Raw genomic sequence first — 23,056 nt, forward strand, 5'->3', positions numbered from 1 at the left:
GTGGTGAAAAAAACGCTGTATCCTTTTGCAATTTTTAGTCTTACAGCTGTTAGTGCAATATATCTCATCAGCATCATCATAGCTTATCCTTTAATAGGCCTAAAGGTAACTCCAGTTAATAGTGAGCAATGTGTCGTTACGGAAGTTTATCCGAATGGTTGGGCTAATTATCAGAATGTAAAGAGACAACAGCTTATTTATTGTGAGCCTAACTTAAATTATGCATTTAAGCTAGAGAAAGTAAATGAAATTATTTTGCCTACGAATGAGCGAGTTAGCGTTACATATAAAGCGATGCCTGCTAGTTATGTAATATATAGTTTTCTGCCTATCATTTATTTCATCCTTAGTTTTTCGATAGTTTTATATTTATTTTTTAAAATAAGGCTTAGTAAAGTAAGTAAAGTATCGTCTTACTTACTTCTATTCATTAGCCTCGCGTATTTAGGAAGTGGAGTGTCGGCAAGAGGAGATATATTTGGTCTATTCATTAGCCTCGCGTATTTAGGAAGTGGAGTGTCGGCAAGAGGAGATATATTTGGTCTATTCATTACTACACTATCATTATATGTAATTCCGGCCTTATTGCTAGAATATTTGCGTATGATGATACCAAAAAAAGATTCACAAGCAATAACCAAAAGAATGGTGTTATTATACGGATTTGTTTTTAGTTTAGCTCTAATTACTACGTTAACGGGTGTCTCAAAATTTATATTGCTCCCGTTTGTATTATTGACTTTAGTTAACTTGCTGTACTTTATTGTACAGTTTCATAGTATTAAGAAATCAATCCATTTTGTTAAAGTGAGATTCTTCATAGGGGCAATTATTTTATCACTATTACCATACATTCTATTGACAGCCATACCTGAAGTGTTATTTGCAAAACAAATAGTTATGGCTGAACATACAGCGCTCTTTTTATTGTTTATTCCACTATCGTTTGTTTATGTAAATGTAAAAAAAGTATTTCTTGATTTTGATTGGTTAATAAAAAGTTCGCTAATCAATATTGTAATATCTTTACTCCCGGCTTGTTTATTAGCAGGAATAATATACGTTAAAGAGGGCCATTCTATATTTGTTTTTCAAGTATGGCTAATGGCAATGGTTTTAATTCCGGCATGCTTTTTTATAAAAGATTTTTTTGCTGCCTATTTGCTTAGAAGTGAAAGGAAATTCCATAGTAGTTTGACGAAGTTGTCTCAGACGTCAAGCCAACTACATAATGAAGAAGCACTGTTTTTGTACGTTAATCAAATGATACGCGATGTACTTCGAGTAGATGATGTAAAGAAAATTCGATGTGATAGTAAGGAGTTTGATAGCCAATCATTAAACATTGGTGATTTAAAACAGATGAATACAGGGTATGCCTTATTAGTTAGCCAAAATAGTGTAGCATATACGTTCATTACTTGCTCTTATAAAGGAAAAAACACTCAGCTAAATAAAAAAGAGAGAAGTTGGCTAATATCTGTTGCTCATTACACGAACATATTCATCGAAAATCTCAAAAAAACAGAAGAGTTAGTCGCTGAAATCGAAAAACTGAGGGAAGGTAGTATTTCACCAACTATTTCGCGTACACTATTTTTAATAGGGGAGAAAGAAAGGGTGAAATTAGCCCGAGACATTCATGATTCTATTTTACAAGAGCTGATATTTATATATAAAAATATCGAGATTATTCAAAATAGAGATGAGCAGCACTTGCCCTCGCTAGAAAAGGTTAAATTTCAATTAAATGAACAGATCAATTTCATTAGGGAGACTTGCTACGATTTAAATCCATTCTTTTTAAAGGACATTGGTTTGATCGATACGCTCTCTACTTTGCTAGATCGGTATAGAAAAACATGTACATTTGAAATCGATTTTCAAGTCAGTCATGTGAAGCATTTTACTGACTTAAGTGAGGAGTTTGTTCTGATTTTATACCGGATTGTACAAGAATGGATGAACAATGCTAAAAAACATTCAAAAGCCAATTTTATTTATATTAGCTTAAGCTATCGTCATGATAACTTTATACTCATTTATGAAGATGATGGAATTGGATTTAATCTTAACGAAGAAAATAACGGAAAACATTTTGGGTTGTTAGGCCTTAATGAAAGAATACAAAGTCTTAATGGGAACTTGTCTATACATACGGAACCTCAACAAGGACTGTTATTAAGAGTGACAATACCTAATCAAAGGAACGATATAGATGATTAATATAATTTTAGTAGATGATCATAGAGCGGTGGCGGAAGGAACAAAAGCTTTATTGGAACAAGGTGGGCAATTCAATGTGCAAACTTGTTCTAACATAAATGACATATATGAAAGAATGGAAATCGAACGTGTTGATGTATTTTTATTTGACCTATATATGCCTGACATGAACGGCATTGAACTATCTAAACAAATTTTACATCAGTTCCCAAAATCCCGAATTATTATATATACAGGATTTGATATTGCTCAACACTTTAATTTAATTGCTGAAACAGGGGTATCAGGGTTCGTTAGTAAAAGTGCTTCTCGTGAACAAATGATTGGCGCAATAGAAGCGGCACTAAGAGATGAAGTCATGATCCCAATAGAATTGTTTAGGCAACTAAGAAGAACCCCGATGGTTTCAATTGTTCAAGAAGAAGGGGACTCATGCAACATTAGGCTCACAGAAAGAGAAATTAACATTTTGACAGCGATTTCAGAAGGGTTAACAAATAAGGAAATCGCTCATCAATTACAGTATAGCCAGCGCACGATAGAATATTCAATTTCTAAACTCTTTGATAAGTTAAAGGTGAAATCTAGAACAGAAGCATTATTAAAAGCCAGAAAGCATCATTTACTTCCTCCTGTCGATGCTCAATGACTAGAATAAATGATTTGTATTTAAGATATACTAGTGTTCCTTTGCGGACATAGCAGTCAAACATTGCGGTGTCCGCATTTTTTTGTCGGTATACCGCAAGAGGTTTGTGGTAGTGACTTTGCTTTTATGTACTAGAGTATTAGGTGAGCGCTCGAAATAAACTTAAAAAAGTTATTAATACTAGTATACGAGGAGGAACTAACATGAAAAATAGTAAAAAAATTATTAGTAGTGTGTTAGTAGGTACATTTTTATTCGGAGTTGTTGCACCTACTACCCTTAATGTGAAAACGGTAAAAGCTGCTGAAAATCAAGAAGCAGATAAAGTAATTATACAAAATGAAACATTAGCTTTGCTAGAACTTCAAGATGAATTACAGAAACATAATATAACAGTAGATGATATTGTAAAAGGTATTCAAGCTGAGTTACCACAGAGCACAGTACTAGTACAACCTGAATTATTCTCACAAAGTGCAATATCTGCTACTACTTCAACACAAAATGTGACTCCTTTTGGTGCTAAAACACAAGCTGCTAAATTAGCGGCAAAACAAATGTTAAAAAACATTCAACGAATTGGTAGAGTGGCTTGGGATCGAACTGTACGACAGTACGTTGATAAACTGCCAATTTCTAAATCTGCTAAAAGTACACTTAAAAAATATATAGCTTACCAATCTGTTACAGAAGTACTGAATGTCGTTATTGATTTTAGCGGAACAATCACAAATGCTTTGTCTAAACAGTTTCAAAAAATGGGATGTCCTGCCTGGTTAGCAGATATGGCAGCTAGAGCACTTGTTACGTTATTACTGTAATTATGTAAATTGATGGTGATGAAAAAATGAAAAGAACTCTTCAGTTTCTGATGTTAACGTCCGGAATATACATGTTAATTCATATTATTTTTGGGCTGGACTTCAACCCCACTATCGGTCTAATTACTAGGATTATCAACTTAATACTTGTATTTTCTGCACTAATCTACCTTACCAAGTATGATAAGAGCGAAGATTAGAAAGAAAGCGACTTCTAGCCATTGCAGTTAGAGGTTTTAAGATTATACTTTTTTTTGTGGAGAATTTTCAACTTTGGACAGTAAAGAAATTATTGATATATTCATAAGGATGGATTCGTCATGCGATTGTTGATTATTGCTATCTGGGCTGTTTTAGCTTTTTATGTAGCAAATTCATTGGGAATACCTAAGAATATTTATTATGCTCTTACTGTTTATCCGATAGTTATAGGTGGGGCAATGGTGATTTATTATTTGTTTAGAAAAAAGGGCAAAGAAAAGTAAAAAGAACAATTGCTTATGATAGTTGTGTATCATTAATTTAACAAGGTTAGTTATACAAAAGAGGGTTGGATAGAAAACCAACTCTCTTTTGTATGGAGAAGACTTTGATCTAAGCTAAGAAACTTAAATGTGAATATCCTTCCTAGTCGCTTAAGACCCGACCAAGATGGTCACAAATTTGAGTTTCATACAGGTACTTTATAAGACCAACTAGATCACTACAAACAAGAGAAACAATATATGGGGTTTTATATTGAAAGAACCATTTAACAAGAACATTCCAATCACTTTCTGTATAATGGTATTATTTACTTATTATGTATACGTATAGAGTCAGTCACAGAAGGGATGAAGGGTGTTGTCATATTCAAATATAGTCAAGGGGACTTTGTTGCTTAGTAGTGCTACATTAATATGTAGAATATTAGGGTTTATTTACTTTTTTCCTTTTCAGCTATTAGTTGGGGTAGAGGGGGTCGCTGTATATACTGCTGCGTATAGTTGGTATGGCGTATTGTTGAGCTTTGCCACGGCTGGTATGCCTATGGCTGTATCGAAGTTTGTAGCGAAATATAACGCCATGGGAGATTATGAAACGAGCCGAAAAATATACCGGGCTAGTTTTCTGTTGATGGTTGTGTTAGGAGCGATCGGTTTTTTAGCTTTGTACATATTAGCTCCTTACATTTCAAGTTTGATGATTCGGTCAGAACAACCAAGTCAATCCTTCCTTGATTCGTTAACATTAACGATGCGGGCGTTAAGCTTTGCCTTGTTGATTGTGCCGCCGATGAGTATTACACGAGGCTACTTTCAAGGATTTCAACAGATGAAGCCGACCGCTTATTCGCAATTAATGGAGCAAGTTGTTCGCGTGTTGTTTATATTAGCAGGTAGCTTTTTTGTTGTTCGTGTGATGGAAGGGCCGATGAAATGGTCTGTCGCTGTGGCGACTTTTGGAGCGGTCGTTGGTGCGTTAGCAAGTGTGTTCGTCTTAGTTTATTTTTGGAAAAAGTATAATGGATTGAAAGTAGTTGTCGAAAAGAAGCCGACTACTTTGACGACTAGAGCGATGTTTTTAGAGCTATCCAAATATTCTTTTCCTATCGTTATGGTAGGGGTCGCCATTCCTTTATATACTTTGATAGATCAATATACGGTGGCTGATATTTTGAGGGGAATAGGCTATTCAGAGAGAGAAGCGAAAGCAGTGTTTGCTTATGTGACTAACTATGCACAAAAGCTGATGATGATTCCGATCTCGTTGGCGACAGGTCTTGCGTTGAGTATTATTCCAGCCATTACGCAAGCGTTTGTTGATCAAAAAACAGAAGATCTCAAACAGCAAATTTCAAAGATTTATCAGCTACTATTGTTATTTACGATTCCAGCAGCTGTCGGATTAGCCGTTCTGTCTTATGATATTTTTCGAGTGATTTATATTAATCTCGAAGTTGCTTTAGAAGGTTCGCCTTATTTAGTCACATCTGCTCCTGTGGCAATATTAGCGGCCGTTTTTACTGTTTCCGCGGCGATATTGCAAGGGTTAGATTTGCAGAAGAATACGATTTACGCGACGATGGCAGGCGTGGGATGTAAGCTTCTATTCAATCCTATGCTTTTGCATCTGTTTGAAGGGCATGGAGCTATTGTTGGTACGATGATTGGTTTTTCTGTTTCGAATCTCATTATGTTTGTCATTATTGTTAAACAGACGAAGCTTCACCTACTTGCTTTATTGAAAAAGCTCTTTTTCATTTGTGTGTACTCCCTCACGATGATGGCTAGTATTCTATTATTGAAATGGGGAGGAGCCTTCATGTTAGATGGAGAGCGGTATATCGATTCGTTGATGATTGTTCTTGCTAGTGTAGGTGTTGGCATTGTTGTTTATTCTGCCTTAGTTATGAAAAGTGGGCATGCGTTAGATGCTGACACGAAAAGGATGATCTTACATAAACTGAAGCTACCTACCTTTTATCGTGGATAATAGCCATTAATCGACAAATGCAGTAAAATAGTGATAGATGTATATTCTGAAGATTCAGAGGTGGAATGAATGATGAATTTAGGGGAACGTGTTAAACAAACGAAGCGGACGTTACGCATGGACACGCTGAAGAAAATATTAGTCGAGTTTGATCAAGAAATTATGGGGCTGTCAGAAGAGAGTCGTCAATCAAAATATGAGAAGATGTCGCAAAGTCCATTTATCTTTTTCCGTGGCAGTGCTTATTTATTTTACTATGATGTAGCGAGCCATTGGTTCCCATATCATACGCCGCAAGATCGGCCGACGTGGATTCAAGGGGACTTGCATTTTGAAAATTTTGGTGCGTTTCATAATGAAAAAGGCAAGCTCGTATTCGATATTAATGATTTCGATGAAGGCTATTTAGGCTCTTATTTATATGATGTATTACGCATGTCCGTTAGCATCGCCCTCGTTTGTCGCGAGTTAGGATATGGGGTCGATGAGCAAATTGATGTGATCGAGGCCTATTTGCAGGCGTATCATAAACAAATGGTTCGCTTCCGAGATCGCAAGGATTTACCGGAATCCTTTTTCGTGACGAAGAAAAAAGCCGATGGGGCGATTCGTAAGCTATTGAAAAAGTTAGAAAAAAGAAGTGAGGCGCATTTATTAAGTAAAGTGACGACTTATTTTCAAGAGGAGCGCCAATTTGCTGAGTCGGATGAAATTCAGCCATTAAGTGACGAAGAGCAAGCAGTCATTGAGCAAGTTTGGTCTCAATATTTGGAGACGGTTGAGAAATTGGAAGATGAAACGAAATATGAAATTAAAGATGTTGCGTTTAAGCATGGGTCAGGGACAGCATCGATTGGATTAGATCGCTTTTATATATTAGTAGAAGGTGGACAACAGCAAGGAGATTTAGATGACTTGGTGTTAGAAATGAAAGAAGTGCGTCTGCCGATTCCAGCTTATTTCATGCCTTATAACGAAACATTTTGGGAAGCTTTCCCTCATCAAGGGAAGCGTGTGATTATGACGCAGCGAGCAATGCACCATCAAGCTGATCCACATTTAGGCTACGCAACGATTGATGGGCGTGATTTTTATGTGCGCGAGCGCTCTCCTTATAAAAAGAAATTAAAGCTTGAAGCGATCAAAAGCTTAGAGGATATGATGGAGACAGTGGAGCAAATGGGAGCGATTACGGCAAAAGTTCATGCGCGCGCGGATGCTGATATTAATGAAGGCATCTTGTCGTACCATAGCGAAGAGGAAATTTTAACAGCCATTGGTGAAGATGCGGATGAGTTTGTTCATTATATTTCGCATTGGGCATTCTCTTATGCGAATCAAGTCGAGAGAGATTATGAATACTTTATGGAACATCTGGAGGGTTCGCGATGATTTTAGTTAGTTCTTGTTTAGCAGGAGAAGCGGTCAGATACGATGGGGCACATTGTTTACATCAGCCACTAAAAAAGCTGCTTGAAGAAGGCAAAGCGGTGATGGCTTGTCCAGAAGTAATGGGAGGACTGTCTATTCCGAGAGAGCCTGCTGAAATCATCGGAGGAGATGGCGAGGATGTTCTCACTGGTCAAGCGAAAGTCGTGACTCAATCAGGAACAGATGTTACCGAGGAATTTATTAACGGTGCTTATCGAATGCTGGAAAAAGCACAAGAAGTCGGTGCCACTGTCGTCGTGTTAAAGGAAAACAGCCCTTCATGTGGCAGTCACATGATTTACAATGGTGAATTTGCTGGAAAGAAGATCGCAGGTGAGGGCGTAACAGCTGCCTTATTGAAACAACATGGCTTTCATGTGGTTTCTGAAATGAATACAATATGATAAACAGCAGCGCCCTTCTGTTTAGGAGGACGCTGCTTTTATTGAGTGTATCAGTGCTCCAGATCTAACTTATTCTTTTCTATTATTTTTAAAGGAGCTTTCCTAAGGTAACTATGAAATTTGTCGAAAAGTTATTGTATTAAAAGTCGGAAAAATAAAATAATTATCAATCGTTGCCGAATTAGTAAATAGTATGGAATTAATGATTCTTAAGAAGTATAATAATGAAGATGATTCTCATTAAACTGAGGAATATTGCACTATGACTATCTCCCTCATAAGGGCAAACCTATTGAAAGATAGGGACGCAAAGCTACGGGTCTAAAGTGGGGAAAGCTATGATAGCCGGGCCGCCAAATAGCATGCTAGTTTACTGGTTTTACATCAATGAAAATATTTGAGGAGGGCAATTTATGATTATTTTAGACAAGCCATATGTTTCGCACTTACTTTCATCTTCTATTAAGGAGCTTCAAATCCCCGTCATTAAAGTAAATGACGTCGAGATTCCAAACGAAGCCGAACTGTCTTTAACGAAAAAGGAGCTATTTTTACAGGAATTCTCAAGCTCAGAAACTCCGATTCTCTTTAATTCAGAAAATGGTTTATTCTTGTTGAATGAATACTTATCTGATCATCCGCTGACGTCTCTTGCTGCGACGTTAAAAAACAAAGCTGAATTTAGAAGGACACTCACATCCCATTTTCCTGAATTTTTCTTCCGTGAACTTTCTTTTGCTGAATTAGATACACTCGATATCAATACACTTCCATTTCCGATCATTATTAAGCCAGTTGTGGGTTATTCTAGCATCGGTGTGTATCGCATTGACCAAAAGGAAGATTTTATTGATACAATCAACAAACTGAAGACGGATATGTCGATGGCTGGCAGTACCTATCCTAAGGAAGTGATCGATAGTCAAACGCTGATTATTGAGGAACTGATTGAAGGGGATGAGTATGCGATTGATGCCTACTATACGGAAGAAGGCAAGCCTGTTGTTCTCAACCTTTTTAAACGGATGTTCAGTCACGAGAAGGATATGAGCGATCGAATTTATTTCACAAGTAAGCAAGTGTTGAAAGAGGCGCTACGAAAAGTAGAGACATTTCTTGAAAATATTGGTCCAATCTTTGAGTTGCGATCTGCGCCTATACATATTGAAATACGTATGAACAGTCAAGGAGTCATTGTACCGATCGAAGCCAATCCACTACGGTTTGCTGGCATTGGGACGACAGAGCTTGGTGTTTATGCTTATGGTGTTAACGTATATGAACATTATTTCAAACAACTAGTGCCTGATTGGGAAAGCATTATGAATGAGATGGACGATTCTATTTATAGCTTTTGCTGTGCTGAAGTGGATGCTTCCATCGATTGCAAAGCAATTGCAGCGGTCGACCATGCAGCATTTAAGGGGAACTTTGAGGAAATTTTAGAATATCGTCCGATGGCATTTAATGAATATTCTACGTTTGCAGTAGTTTTCCATAAGGCACCTGACTTTGAAGAGAACAAACGGATTCTTCAGTTAGATTTAAATGATTTTCTTACAATGAAAGAACATCAATTAGTTTAGTTGCTGAGGAGAAAGGAATGTTATAATGTTTAAATTCCCAAAAACGATCAATGGAAAAATAATGTCGGGTATATTAATTCCGATTATTTTATTAAGCGTTATCTTCAGTTCAGTACTGTTTATAACGTCTGAGTACATTATTGAGAAGCATCTTGTTCCTGCATTTGAAGAAGGGTTAACGACGAAAATGCACCAATTTAATGGTCTCTTTGATGCAGAAATGGTGAACGAAGCGAAAACAGATCGCAAAGTATATGCACAACTGTTAGACAAAGCGAATAGTTTCCAAAAAGCGTTTGACTTAGAAAATGTGTATATTATGAGTAAGGTAGACGGTGAGGAAGTTATTTTATTACTTGGGAATGCCGATGAGCACTTAACTCCGCTCGCCTTTACCGAAGATCAAGTGAAAGCTTTGACGACAACAGATGTAGTTACAAGCGATTTTTATCAAGATGAGTATGGCACGCATAAATCTACCTTTTTACAAATTGAAGGCACGGATTCTGTGCTTGGGTTAGATGAAGATGCCGATTTCATTAGTGATTTAGAGAATAATTTAATGATCATATGTATCGGTTTGTCGGTTCTTTTTAGTGTTGTTAGTTACTTCGTTTCTCGTTTTATTTCAAGGAAGATTTCGAAACCGATCAACGAGTTGGTAGGTTTCACAGAGCTAGTTGCTAGCGGGGATTTAACGAAGGAAATTTCGATTAAAAGTAATGATGAAACTGGACAATTAGCTACTAGCTTTAGTCAAATGCAGCGACAATTAAAGGATACACTTCAACATGTGGCGTCTACATCGGATCATGTCGTATCATCTTCAGACGATTTATCTCAAAGTGTTGGGCAAGTGACGGAGGTCATTAATCACATTTCTACGACGATTCAAGAAGTGGCTGCCAATAGCGATACGGTGACGAGTGGTGCGATACAAAATCAAGCGGCGATACAGGAAATTTCAGAGGGTATTTTAGATATTTCTAAATCGACGGTAAATGTGACAGACGAAACGTTAGAAGCGTCCACAGAAGCAGAGCAAGGAAACAAAGTTATTCAAGAGGCGGTTGAAGGGATAGAGGCTATTAATACATCAGCGAAATCCTCTATGGAAGTAACACAACAGATGAATCAACGCTCCAATGAAGTCGGAAACATTACACAAATGATTACGAATATTTCTGATCAAATTAATTTGCTCGCTTTAAATGCAGCGATTGAAGCCGCACGTGCAGGAGAATATGGAAAAGGCTTTGCTGTTGTGGCAGAAGAGATTCGCCACTTAGCGGAGCAATCGGCTACTTCAGCAAGTGAAATTTCTAAGTTAATTAATGAAATGCAAGCGGACTCGAACGAATCAGTGTTATCGATTTCTAAAGTCGTAGAAGAGATTGATAAAGAAACGGTAGCGATCCGTCATGCCGGAGATACTTTCCAAAAAATCTCTTTATTAATTAACAACATCACTGGAAAGATGCAGTCTGTGGCGGCAACGGTTGAAGAAATCTCAGCTGGCTCGGAACAAGTGTTAACAACAACGAATATGACAGTTCAATCATTAGAAGAAACATCAGGCTACACGCAAACGGTGGCTGCTTCGATGGAAGAACAGTCTGCTTCGATGGAAGAAATGCTCGGAACGGCTAACCAACTGCTTGAGATGGCTGAACATTTAAAAGGACAAATTTCACATTTTAAAATTAAATAAAGTCAAAGGGTCAGCATTTCATTGGAGAAACGAGAAAATGCTGGCTCTTTTTTCATTTGCCGAAAAGATTCAAGCGGTAAGAAACGTGGTATGATAGTTATAATAGAGTCAAAATAGAGGAGGATGGGTTAGGATGGATTTGCAAAAGCAAATAATAGAAGAGTTACAAGTTCAACCAACGATCGATCCGCAAGAAGAAATTCGTAAAAGTGTTGATTTTATGAAAGCTTATTTAAGAAAGCACTCTTTTCTAGATGGGTTTGTTCTAGGTATTTCTGGCGGGCAGGATTCGACGCTTGCTGGTAAGCTTGCACAAATGGCAGTGAGCGAATTGAGAAGGGAAACGGGCTCGGATAAATATGTATTTCATGCTGTTCGGCTCCCATACGGTGTACAACGCGACGAGAGTGAATGCCAAGATGCTCTTGCTTTCATTAAGCCGGATAAAGTCTATGGTGTGAATATTAAGCCGGCTGTTGATGCAAGCGAAGCCACACTGAATAAAATAGGTGTTGAGCTAAGTGATTTTGCTAAGGGAAATGAAAAAGCAAGAGAACGAATGAAGGTACAGTATAGTATTGCAGCTATGAAAAACTGTGTCGTGATTGGGACGGATCATGCAGCAGAAGCGGTTACTGGATTTTACACGAAATATGGGGATGGAGGAGCAGATATTGTGCCTCTATATCGCTTAAATAAGCGTCAAGGGCAATTAATGTTAAAGGAACTTCAATGTCCAGAGCATCTATACTTGAAAGTGCCGACTGCTGACTTAGAAGAAGATCGTCCACAGCTACCAGATGAAGTGGCTCTTGGTGTGACATATGAAGAGGTTGATGACTATTTAGAAGGTAAATCTGTGCCTGATGTAGCGAGAAAACGAATTGAACAATTGTATATGAATTCTCAGCATAAACGGCATATGCCGATTACAATTTTTGATGATTTTTGGAAGTGAACATGAGCGCCCTTGTTAGTGAGGGTGCTCATTTTATTTTCGTTAATAGTAAATAAATTCTAAATATTAAGCAAGTATTTTTTGCGCCAAAAATTAAAGCATTTATAATTTTCGCAAAAAATATAGACTATTTTTTTAAAATTTGTTAGAATTCTAACTAATTAATTCGTTTTCGTAATATTACGAAATAGATTCATATTAACTATTTTTGTATGATTATTCATTAGAGGTAATGAAAGCGATATCATTTTGGTTAGGAATAACTTCTTTATCCCGCATTAACGGGCTGTAAGACTCCCACCTCAACAGGGCAGCAAAAGCGCAGACGTGTAGTGGGAGATCAACAGCCCGTAAAAGCCCGATTGGTTCAACTAACAATCAGTGGGGGATGAAGAAAAACCCCACTGATTGAAGTTTCACTTTATCATAATAATGAACAAAACATCTTAAGGGGGACACAATATGGAGAAGTTTGAGCAAATGATTTCTGAGATCACAGGCTGGATTTGGGGAATGCCGATGATCTTACTATTGTTAGGCGGAGGGGTATTTTTAACTATTCGTATCGGTTTCTTCCAATTCCGTTATTTCCCACATATAATGAAGGAAACATTCGGTAAAATCTTTTCGAAAGATGATGCACCAGGATCGGTAACGCCGTTTCAGGCTACGACTTCTGCGTTAGCATCCACAATAGGAGCAGCCAACATTGTCGGTGTACCAGTGGCCATTGCTTTAGGGGGACCAGGAGCGATCTTCTGGATGTGGTTAGTTGCTATGATTGGGATGGGTTCTAAATATGCGGAAGTAGTTCTTGGGGTTAAATATCGTACGAAAAATGAAGAAGGTGAATGGACAGGCGGTCCGATGCACTATATTGAAAAAGGGCTTGGTTGGAAGCCGGTTGCTAGCTTTTTCGCTTTCTTCCTTATGTTAGAGATTGTAGCAAGTACAATGGTTCAATCGAACTCATTATCGCAAACGGTTGAATCTTCTTTTAATATCCCACCAATTGTAACAGCACTAATTGTCGTAGTATTAGTAGGGCTTGTTACACTAGGAGGAATTCAACGTATTGGTTCTGTCACTGAAAAGTTTATTCCGTTAATGGTTATTATCTACTTAGTAAGCGCTATCATCGTTTTAGCTTTTAATGTGTCGGAAATTCCAGCGGCTTTTGCTTTAATCTTTAAATCTGCGTTTACACCTATTTCTGCAGCGGGAGGATTTGCCGGAGCAGGAGTGGCTGCGGCTATTCGTTGGGGGCTTGCTCGTGGGATTTACTCGAATGAAGCGGGGATGGGAACAGCTCCGATTGCTCATGCGGCAGCGAAAACGGATCATCCAGCTAAACAAGGTTTGTGGGGGATTTTTGAAGTTGTCATTGATACTCTTGTTGTTTGTACGATGACGGCTTTGCTTGTATTAACGTCTGGGGCTTGGAAAGAAGTAACGGCAGATAAAGCATCTACAATGGTTGTTGAAGCATTATCAACAGTAATGGGAAGCGGTATAGCTGGAACATTAATCTCTATTTGTTTATTCTTTTTCGTCTTATCTACAGTTGTCGTTATCGTATTTTACGGAGAGAAGCAGGCAGAATACTTATTTGGTCTTCGATTTGCAAAGGTAATGAGATTCGTTTATTTAGCAGCTATTGTCGTAGGAGCAGTTGGTGGTTTACAGTTTATCTGGCAATTCCTTGACTTAATGCTAGCGATGATTATTTTACCGAACGTCATTGCTCTTCTATTCTTGAGTGGAGAAGTGAAAGAATTGACTCAAGATTATATAAAAAATTATATTGATCAAGGAAAAGCGAATAAGAAACATACAGCATAATGTATTTTACTAGTTTTTATAAACAACAGAGAGGAATAGAGACATGTATAGAGAATTAAAAAACTTAAGTTTACAGGATCAGGTGGAGAAGTTAACGAGAACATTGGTAGCAATTCCGAGCGTGAATGCTTCAGAAGAAGGGGAAGTGAACGTAGCTGATGCGATTTTGGATATTTTGCGCTCCTACCCATACTTTCAAGAGAATCCGGCACTTGTATGGGAACAAACAGCAATCGATGATGCGTTGAATCGAAAAAATGTCTTTGCTTTTGTCAAGGGTGGAGTGAATACGAAGCAAACGATCATTTATCACGCGCATATTGATACGGTAGGCATTGAAGACTTTGGTGCGCTTCGTCAACACGCATTTGATCCAGATGCATTGCAAAATTTCTTCAGTGAATTTGATCAAGACAAAGATGTGCAAGCAGATGCTCGTTCAGGAGAGTGGATGTTTGGTCGTGGATCGGTCGATATGCAAAGCGGTGCGGCTGTACATTTAGCCAACCTTCTCTACTTCTCTGATCATCGAGAAGAGTTACCTGGAAACTTACTTGTAATGTTTAATCCAGATGAAGAGAGTCAGCATGCTGGTATTAAAAATGCGGTATTTGAATTAGAACGTTTAAAGCAAGAGTGGGATTTAGAATATGTAGCAGCAATCAATGATGATTTCATTACTCCACAGTATGACGGAGATAATACGAGATATATTTATACAGGTGCGGCTGGAAAGATTCTTCCTAGCTTTTACATTTATGGCCGAGAAGCGCACGTAGGGGACACCCTTCAAGGAGTAGACCCTAACTTTATCGCAGCGGAATTAACGAGAAGAATTCATAATAATGTTGAATTATGTGAAAACATTCAAGATGAAATGGTGTTGCCACCAACATGCTTATTCCAGCGCGATAATAAATTTACGTACAATGTACAAACGGCAACTAGCAGTTATTTATATTTTAACTATTTCTTATACCGCGATTCTGCCGCAGATGTCATGAGAAAATTACAAAATGTTGCGACGGAAGCTTGCGGCGAAATTTCGGAGTATTTATCGAATCAATATGAGGGGTACTTGCAACGAACAGGCCTTCCTCGTAAACAATTAAACTGGGACATCGAAGTCGTTTCTTTAGAGGAATATAGCAAAGAGTTAAAACAAAGAGGCATCGATGTCGACAAAGTGTGTGCTGAGGTCGTAGAAGAACATAAAATGCTCGATTTACGAATGGTTTCCTTTAAAATTGTTGAAGTGTTAAATGAACTTGATCCGATTAAAAAGCCACGTGTCATTATGTTCTTTGCTCCTCCGTATTTACCGCATAACTTCTTAAGAGAAGATGATCAAGCGGAGCAAGCGATTTTAAAGACGATTAAAGATGTGCTAGAAGAGGCGGAACAAGAAAGCGGCGAAACATTTGCTGTGAAGAAGTTCTTCCCGTATTTAGCGGACGGTAGTTACTTATCAATTCATGAAACAAATGAGGAATTACAAAGCTTATTAAATAACTTGCCTAACCTTGGGCGACTTTATACATTACCAGTAGAAGAAATTCGTCGATTAAATATCCCTTCTATTAATATGGGGGTATACGGAAAAGACGGCCATAAATGGACAGAACGAGTATATAAGCCGTATTCATTTGGTGTTTTACCGAAGCTGATTAGAGAGGCAACGATTAGTTTGCTGAATCATGTACCTGTTAAAGTGAAATAATGAGAAAAGCTGCTGAGAAATCGGCAGCTTTTTAATTAGTTATTCACGTTTGTTCAGAAAATTTAATTAAATAGAGATCAGCTTGACCGCATGGTATGATAACGATAAAATGATGTCAAATTAGCTCGAATAAATGACTAGTTCCTTCATATATTTTCGATAATATGGATCGGAAGTTTCTACCAAATCACCGTAAATGATTGGGCTATGGGGGCAGGTTCTTTGTGAAGACAACTAGAATTCTGCTTTCTTGTAAGGGAAGGGTTCTAGTTTTTATTTTATTTATATGTCGAGCGGTTCAGTGCATAACAAAGGAGTGGAAAGTGTGGCAGGAAAATCAGAATTACAAAACCAAGAAATGATTCTTGTTCTAGACTTTGGAAGTCAGTACAATCAGTTAATCACTCGCCGAATTCGTGAATTAGGTGTGTATAGTGAGCTTCATCCTCATACGATCACATTAGAGGAAGTTAAAGAAATCAATCCTAAAGGAATCATCTTTTCCGGTGGACCGAACAGCGTGTATTCAGAAAATGCTTTCCATTGTGACGAAAGAATTTTCGATTTAGATGTACCTATTTTCGGTATTTGCTACGGCATGCAATTAATGACGAAGCATTTTGGTGGAAAAGTAGAGGCGGCTTCTCACCGTGAGTATGGAAAAGCTTCTATTGAAGTGAAGAATGAAACAGCTCTATTTAAAGATCTACCAAATGAGCAAGTCGTATGGATGAGCCATGGAGACTTAGTTGTAGAAGCGCCAGAAGGTTTCTCTGTTGATGCAGTAAGCCAATCCTGCCCAATTGCTTCTATGAGCAATGAAAAAGAAGGTCTATATGCGGTACAATTCCATCCTGAAGTTAAGCACTCAGTGTACGGAAACGAATTATTGAAGAACTTCGTATTTGAAGCTTGTGGCTGTAAAGGCGACTGGTCAATGGAGAACTTCATTGAAGTTGAAATGGAGAAAATCCGTCAAACCGTTGGCGATAAGAAAGTTCTTTGTGCATTAAGTGGTGGTGTCGACTCTTCAGTCGTAGCAGTACTTATTCATAAAGCGATTGGCGATCAGTTAACTTGTATTTTCGTTGATCACGGCTTACTTCGTAAAGGCGAAGCAGATGGCGTTATGAAAACATTTGCGGAAGGCTTTAATATGAACGTCATTAAAGTGGACGCTAAAGACCGTTTCCTTAATAAATTAAAAGGCGTGTCTGATCCAGAGCAAAAACGTAAAATTATCGGTAATGAATTTATTTACGTATTTGATGATGAAGCAACAAAGCTTGAAGGCATCGAGTTTTTAGCACAAGGTACGCTTTACACAGATATTATTGAGAGCGGAACAGCAACAGCGCAAACAATCAAATCTCACCATAACGTTGGTGGTCTACCTGAAGACATGCAATTCACACTAATTGAGCCATTAAACACGTTATTTAAAGATGAAGTGCGTGCATTAGGAACAGAGCTAGGTATTCCTGATCATATCGTTTGGCGTCAGCCATTCCCAGGTCCAGGACTTGGTATTCGTGTTCTAGGCGAAATTACAGAAGAAAAATTAGAAATCGTCCGTGAATCAGATGCGATTTTACGTGAAGAAGTTCGTCTAAACGGCTTAGAGCGTGAAATTTGGCAATACTTCACCGTCTTACCTGACATCCGCAGCGTTGGTGTCATGGGAGATGCACGTACGTATGACTACACAATCGGTATCCGTGCAGTAACTTCAATTGACGGAATGACATCAGACTGGGCACGTATCCCGTGGGATGTACTAGAGAAGATTTCAGTGCGTATCGTCAATGAAGTATCTCGCATTAACCGCGTCGTGTATGACATTACGAGTAAGCCGCCTGCTACTATTGAGTGGGAATAATTAAATAACAATGAGAAAAAGCTTGGAGAACCTTATTTAATAAGGTTTCTGCCAAGCTTCTTTTGTTTAGGAATACCAGTATTGATACCTATATTGATAGAATCGATAAAAATGGGAATTACTGTTTAGAGAACATTCAAGTATTATCGTTCATAGATAATGTAAGGAAAGATAGCATTTTCTTAACCAATACACCTTTATAAATGATATTTAAACAAATCCAACTGAAACATACTCTTCATACTTGCCAATCTCGTTTCAAAAGTAGGACTAGCTACTCCTAAAAATGCTTTTAATATTAATTGCTTATCTACATCAGTTAATTGGTTATCAATTAATTCAGGAGAGAAATAGATGTTTTCACTATATTCAGCTAAACAGTGGGTTAAGTAAGAAAATAAAAGTTTATCATCTGTACAAGAATCTAATGAAGTAATGAAGTTGTTATAGCATTCATCCTCTCTAAATCTAGAAACGATAATTAGTGTTTCGGAAGCTTTGGGAATTACGGATAAATAAATACTTGGAACGAATAATTTTTCATCATAATCGTATATATCAACAGTAGGATTACCTTGTATATCTACGTTAACAGCAACAGCTGTTGTTGCAGTAAATCCTACTTTAAAAGGTAATACTTTGACGAAGTTTTCTAATCGTTCATACTCGCCTTTTTCGTAGATTTCTTTAAATCTTGAGTAATCAGTTTCCATATCTCTAATGGTTAACTCGTTGCCCCTGAAATTAGTCGAGATTTGTATATCTCTTGTTGCATGAGGGGATTGTTTGAAAAGGTTAGAAAAACTTTTTTGTAAACGGTACTTTCTATGTGCTTCAAAGCAATGTGCTCTAAGTGCATACCAATAATTTTGTTCGGGAGTATTAATATATGGTTGATCTTCGATAATGTTGAAATATGCTTCATCATGATGTTTACAGAAGCCATTAAATGTACTAGCTTGATTTTTTCCGGTTTTTTTAAATTCTAACTTTGGAAGTAAGGATTTTTCATCAAAGTTCATATCTAATGAATATACATGATTTTCATGGGCAATTAAATTTAATACACCATTATTTTGTAAAGAATGAGCGCCAATAAAGCCATGTTCACAATTTTCATCAAAGCCGAAACAAGTTTGAAAATCAGTTTCCCTAAAAAGTTTATGAGATTCAAAATATAATCTTTTAGAATTATATTGAGTTGTGTTTTTAGGATTTTCCTTACTTTTTTTATAGCAACAAAATTTATATTTAGCTGTACTACCACAAGGGCAAGGTTTATATGGTTCAAAGACATAAGGTATCATTTCAAAACCTCCATTTCTATGTATTTATTACCAAATTACCATTTTAACAATTACAGAACAATCATTAATTCAAGCTCAGTTACAATTACTTGTTATGCTTTTACGATGCGATAACGTTTGACGGTTTCAATTCGATTTGAAGTGTCGTTCATTTTGTCTGATAATTCCCTAGTAAAGCACCTGTTAAAAGATTTAATGACATACATAGCGCAGAAGCAACTACTATGAATACAATGCTTGATTCATTAGGGATTGACGATAAGGGACAACGATTGAGCGAGAGTAATAGTTTAAAGTAGAAAAACGCTTGGTTTCGAGCGTTTTTCTTATAGATATAAATTTTCAAAGGAAATTTAAATTTGGAAGGCGAATCTCTGTTAGGAGTATCATAAGCTACGCGCGAGTTGACTTCCATAAAAAGTGATAATCTGCATAAGTAATAAGGATGTTCAATAGGGAATTCATGGGTTGAATACGAATGAAATTCAAATTATTAAACTTCAATGTTCGTGTTTCATGTTGACAAATCGATAGTACATAGATAAAATGAGAGAGAATTAAATCAATCTAACACATTACATCGTATAAAGTCGGGAATATGGCCCGAAAGTTTCTACCAAGCTGCCGTAAATAGCTTGACTACGAGGTAACAGGATAGATAGGTCTCTCTCTATCTTTCCGTCACCTATAGTCACGCTTCGACCGTTTTGGTTCGAAGCGTTTTTCATTGGTTTGGGATGAAAAGATGGAGAGGAGTTTACACATGAAGAAGTATTTTCAGTTTGAAGAGCTGGGTACGAACTACCGTCGAGAAATGATCGGTGGGCTGACGACATTTTTGTCTATGGCTTATATTTTAGTGGTGAATCCACTTACGCTTTCTTTGCAAACAGTGCCTGATCTTCCGGACGCTATGAGAATGGATTATGGGGCTGTCTTTGTAGCGACAGCTATTGCTGCAGCGATCGGCTCGTTAATTATGGGGTTGTTGGCGAAATATCCAATCGCTTTAGCACCGGGAATGGGCTTGAACGCTTTCTTTGCTTACACTGTCGTATTGACTTATGGAGTTTCATGGCAGTCTGCTTTAACAGGTGTGCTATTTTCAGGACTTATTTTTATTTTGTTAACGCTATTAGGTATTCGGGAAAAAATTATTAACTCGATTCCAGCCGAGTTGAAATATGCGGTCGGAGCGGGTATTGGTTTATTTATTACTTTTATCGGTTTTCAAAATGCCGGTATTATTGTTAATAATGATGCGGTGCTTGTGGGGCTTGGTGATTTAACGGCTGGCCCAACATTGCTAGCGATCTTCGGGATTTTCATCACAGTCATTTTAATGACAAGAGGAGTAAATGGCGGTATTTTTATCGGAATGGTGATAACAGCCATTGTTGGTATGATTGCAGGATTAATTGATCTACCGAAAAGCTTAGTCGGTCCCATTCCAAGTGTAGAGCCAACATTCGGTGCAGCGGTTGAAAATATCTTTCAAGCACCATCAGAGATTTTTACGATTCAAATGCTCGTCATTGTATTAACGTTCTTATTCGTTGATTTCTTCGATACAGCCGGAACGCTTGTTGCGGTAGCGAATCAAGCAGGATTAATGAAAGAAAACAAATTACCTCGTGCGGGTAAGGCGTTGTTCGCCGATTCTTGTGCAACTGTAGTGGGAGCGATTCTTGGAACATCTACTACTACTTCTTACATTGAATCATCAGCAGGGGTAGCAGCTGGAGCAAGAACGGGCTTTGCTTCTGTCGTCACAGCCGTACTTTTCTTATTATCGCTGTTTTTCTTCCCATTATTAGAAGTCATTACAGCAGCAGTCACAGCACCTGCTTTAATTATCGTCGGAGTGTTGATGGTGTCTTCGTTAGGGAAAATCGATTGGACGAAATTTGAAATTGCTGTTCCTGCTTTCCTAACTATTATCGCAATGCCACTTACGTACAGCATTGCTACTGGAATTGCAACGGGATTTATCTTTTATCCTATTACAATGATTATGAAAGGAAGAGGGAAAGAGATTCACCCGATCATGTATTTATTGTTTGTTATCTTTATTCTCTACTTCGTATTCATTAAATAATGACAAAGGAGCTATCGAAAGTAGCTCCTTTTTTCGTGCAGTTAAATAGAAATCGAGATTTTTAATATAATTCTATTAAAAAATAAAAAAAGGCTTGCATTTATATATTAAGAGATGGTATATTTATATTCGTTGCTAACGACGGCATGAAGTTGTAACAAAAACTTCAAAAAACGTTGTTGACAACAAAGAAACAAAGTGTTATGATGAGTGAGTCGTTAAAACAACGGCTAATTAGAAATTGATCTTTGAAAACTGAACAAAATAAACGTCAACGTTAATTCTAAAAAACTTAGTTTATCTAAGTGAAACAATTTATGAGCAATCAAACACTTTATCGGAGAGTTTGATCCTGGCTCAGGACGAACGCTGGCGGCGTGCCTAATACATGCAAGTCGAGCGGACTTGATGGAAGCTTGCTTCTATTCAAGTTAGCGGCGGACGGGTGAGTAACACGTGGGTAACCTGCCTGTAAGACTGGGATAACTCCGGGAAACCGGGGCTAATACCGGATAAGTTCTTTCTCCGCATGGAGAAGGATTGAAAGATGGTTTCGGCTATCACTTACAGATGGACCCGCGGCGCATTAGCTAGTTGGTGAGGTAACGGCTCACCAAGGCGACGATGCGTAGCCGACCTGAGAGGGTGATCGGCCACACTGGGACTGAGACACGGCCCAGACTCCTACGGGAGGCAGCAGTAGGGAATCTTCCGCAATGGACGAAAGTCTGACGGAGCAACGCCGCGTGAGTGAAGAAGGTTTTCGGATCGTAAAGCTCTGTTGTTAGGGAAGAACAAGTATCGGAGTAACTGCCGGTACCTTGACGGTACCTAACCAGAAAGCCACGGCTAACTACGTGCCAGCAGCCGCGGTAATACGTAGGTGGCAAGCGTTGTCCGGAATTATTGGGCGTAAAGCGCGCGCAGGCGGTCTTTTAAGTCTGATGTGAAAGCCCACGGCTCAACCGTGGAGGGTCATTGGAAACTGGAAGACTTGAGTGCAGAAGAGAAGAGCGGAATTCCACGTGTAGCGGTGAAATGCGTAGAGATGTGGAGGAACACCAGTGGCGAAGGCGGCTCTTTGGTCTGTAACTGACGCTGAGGCGCGAAAGCGTGGGGAGCAAACAGGATTAGATACCCTGGTAGTCCACGCCGTAAACGATGAGTGCTAAGTGTTGGAGGGTTTCCGCCCTTCAGTGCTGCAGCTAACGCATTAAGCACTCCGCCTGGGGAGTACGGTCGCAAGACTGAAACTCAAAGGAATTGACGGGGGCCCGCACAAGCGGTGGAGCATGTGGTTTAATTCGAAGCAACGCGAAGAACCTTACCAGGTCTTGACATCCTCTGACAACTCTGGAGACAGAGCGTTCCCCTTCGGGGGACAGAGTGACAGGTGGTGCATGGTTGTCGTCAGCTCGTGTCGTGAGATGTTGGGTTAAGTCCCGCAACGAGCGCAACCCTTGATCTTAGTTGCCAGCATTTAGTTGGGCACTCTAAGGTGACTGCCGGTGACAAACCGGAGGAAGGTGGGGATGACGTCAAATCATCATGCCCCTTATGACCTGGGCTACACACGTGCTACAATGGATGGTACAAAGGGCTGCAAGACCGCGAGGTTTAGCCAATCCCATAAAACCATTCTCAGTTCGGATTGTAGGCTGCAACTCGCCTACATGAAGCCGGAATCGCTAGTAATCGCGGATCAGCATGCCGCGGTGAATACGTTCCCGGGCCTTGTACACACCGCCCGTCACACCACGAGAGTTTGTAACACCCGAAGTCGGTGGGGTAACCCTTACGGGAGCCAGCCGCCTAAGGTGGGACAGATGATTGGGGTGAAGTCGTAACAAGGTAGCCGTATCGGAAGGTGCGGCTGGATCACCTCCTTTCTAAGGATAGAACGGAAAGTAAGAACGTTGTTCTTACTCAAATTAACGCTGCGTTTTATT

15 protein-coding genes, 1 rRNA gene, 1 pseudogene and 3 riboswitches are annotated in these 23,056 nt (G+C 38.6%); of the genes and pseudogenes, 16 read left to right on the top strand and 1 reads right to left on the bottom strand.

What is annotated here, in order from left to right; all coding sequences use genetic code 11:
* Nucleotides 1–3: 3 nt before the first annotated feature.
* From ACSVDJ_RS02890 to guaA, 14 genes and pseudogenes are all read left to right on the top strand, one after another.
* The gene (locus ACSVDJ_RS02890) at nucleotides 4–2,226 is read left to right on the top strand and encodes a sensor histidine kinase (RefSeq protein WP_439170867.1); all 2,223 of its coding nucleotides are present in this window, start codon (nucleotides 4–6) and stop codon (nucleotides 2,224–2,226) included.
* Complete coding sequence (locus ACSVDJ_RS02895; RefSeq protein WP_439170868.1) at nucleotides 2,219–2,875, top strand: response regulator transcription factor; 657 nt, start codon at nucleotides 2,219–2,221, stop codon at nucleotides 2,873–2,875. The genes ACSVDJ_RS02890 and ACSVDJ_RS02895 overlap by 8 nt, the downstream gene beginning before the upstream one ends.
* 203 nt (nucleotides 2,876–3,078) lie before the next feature.
* Nucleotides 3,079–3,696, top strand: a complete 618-nt coding sequence (locus ACSVDJ_RS02900; protein WP_439170869.1) for a hypothetical protein — start codon at nucleotides 3,079–3,081, stop codon at nucleotides 3,694–3,696.
* A gap of 320 nt (nucleotides 3,697–4,016) precedes the next feature.
* Nucleotides 4,017–4,181 carry a hypothetical protein gene (locus ACSVDJ_RS02905; RefSeq protein ID WP_439170870.1) on the top strand — a complete coding sequence of 55 codons (165 nt, stop codon included), beginning with the start codon at nucleotides 4,017–4,019 and terminating at the stop codon, nucleotides 4,179–4,181.
* A 126-nt stretch (nucleotides 4,182–4,307) separates the two neighbouring features.
* Nucleotides 4,308–4,385: pseudogene (locus ACSVDJ_RS02910) on the top strand (metallothiol transferase FosB); the annotation flags it as partial.
* A gap of 154 nt (nucleotides 4,386–4,539) precedes the next feature.
* Complete coding sequence (locus ACSVDJ_RS02915) at nucleotides 4,540–6,171, top strand: putative polysaccharide biosynthesis protein (RefSeq protein ID WP_439170882.1); 1,632 nt, start codon at nucleotides 4,540–4,542, stop codon at nucleotides 6,169–6,171.
* 69 nt (nucleotides 6,172–6,240) lie between these two features.
* Nucleotides 6,241–7,563, top strand: a complete 1,323-nt coding sequence (locus ACSVDJ_RS02920) for a DUF2252 domain-containing protein (RefSeq protein WP_439170871.1) — start codon at nucleotides 6,241–6,243, stop codon at nucleotides 7,561–7,563.
* Nucleotides 7,560–8,006, top strand: a complete 447-nt coding sequence (locus ACSVDJ_RS02925; RefSeq protein WP_439170873.1) for a 2-thiouracil desulfurase family protein — start codon at nucleotides 7,560–7,562, stop codon at nucleotides 8,004–8,006. The genes ACSVDJ_RS02920 and ACSVDJ_RS02925 overlap by 4 nt, the downstream gene beginning before the upstream one ends.
* A gap of 272 nt (nucleotides 8,007–8,278) precedes the next feature.
* A riboswitch (cyclic di-GMP riboswitch) is annotated at nucleotides 8,279–8,364 on the top strand.
* Between the two features lie 55 nt (nucleotides 8,365–8,419).
* A complete protein-coding gene (locus tag ACSVDJ_RS02930) occupies nucleotides 8,420–9,592 on the top strand; it encodes an ATP-grasp domain-containing protein (protein ID WP_439170874.1) in 1,173 nt (390 codons plus the stop codon).
* Nucleotides 9,593–9,617: 25 nt separating this feature from the next.
* Entirely contained in the window at nucleotides 9,618–11,303 is a 1,686-nt protein-coding gene (locus ACSVDJ_RS02935) for a methyl-accepting chemotaxis protein (protein ID WP_518619959.1), read from the top strand.
* Nucleotides 11,304–11,436: 133 nt separating this feature from the next.
* Nucleotides 11,437–12,261, top strand: a complete 825-nt coding sequence (gene nadE, locus ACSVDJ_RS02940; RefSeq protein ID WP_439170875.1) for an NAD(+) synthase — start codon at nucleotides 11,437–11,439, stop codon at nucleotides 12,259–12,261.
* A gap of 462 nt (nucleotides 12,262–12,723) precedes the next feature.
* Nucleotides 12,724–14,103: an alanine/glycine:cation symporter family protein gene (locus ACSVDJ_RS02945; protein ID WP_439170876.1), complete on the top strand. Its 1,380-nt coding sequence runs from the start codon at nucleotides 12,724–12,726 to the stop codon at nucleotides 14,101–14,103.
* A 43-nt stretch (nucleotides 14,104–14,146) separates the two neighbouring features.
* The gene (locus tag ACSVDJ_RS02950; protein WP_439170877.1) at nucleotides 14,147–15,823 is read left to right on the top strand and encodes a M20/M25/M40 family metallo-hydrolase; all 1,677 of its coding nucleotides are present in this window, start codon (nucleotides 14,147–14,149) and stop codon (nucleotides 15,821–15,823) included.
* Between the two features lie 126 nt (nucleotides 15,824–15,949).
* Nucleotides 15,950–16,051, top strand: a riboswitch (purine riboswitch).
* A gap of 130 nt (nucleotides 16,052–16,181) precedes the next feature.
* Complete coding sequence (gene guaA / locus ACSVDJ_RS02955; protein WP_439170884.1) at nucleotides 16,182–17,702, top strand: glutamine-hydrolyzing GMP synthase; 1,521 nt, start codon at nucleotides 16,182–16,184, stop codon at nucleotides 17,700–17,702.
* 197 nt (nucleotides 17,703–17,899) lie between these two features.
* On the opposite strand, the gene ACSVDJ_RS02960 is transcribed toward guaA, so the two are convergent.
* A complete protein-coding gene (locus ACSVDJ_RS02960) occupies nucleotides 17,900–19,009 on the bottom strand; it encodes a YecA family protein (protein WP_439170879.1) in 1,110 nt (369 codons plus the stop codon).
* 560 nt (nucleotides 19,010–19,569) lie between these two features.
* Nucleotides 19,570–19,671: riboswitch (purine riboswitch) on the top strand.
* A gap of 101 nt (nucleotides 19,672–19,772) precedes the next feature.
* Between ACSVDJ_RS02960 and ACSVDJ_RS02965 the strand changes: the two genes are divergently transcribed.
* The gene (locus ACSVDJ_RS02965; protein ID WP_439170880.1) at nucleotides 19,773–21,107 is read left to right on the top strand and encodes an NCS2 family permease; all 1,335 of its coding nucleotides are present in this window, start codon (nucleotides 19,773–19,775) and stop codon (nucleotides 21,105–21,107) included.
* Between the two features lie 334 nt (nucleotides 21,108–21,441).
* A 16S ribosomal RNA gene (locus tag ACSVDJ_RS02970) occupies nucleotides 21,442–22,996 on the top strand.
* The last annotated feature ends 60 nt before the right edge of the window (nucleotides 22,997–23,056 follow it).

This window comes from Bacillus sp. Hm123, assembly GCF_051842975.2.
In the GTDB taxonomy this organism is placed as follows: domain Bacteria; phylum Bacillota; class Bacilli; order Bacillales; family Domibacillaceae; genus Bacillus_CE.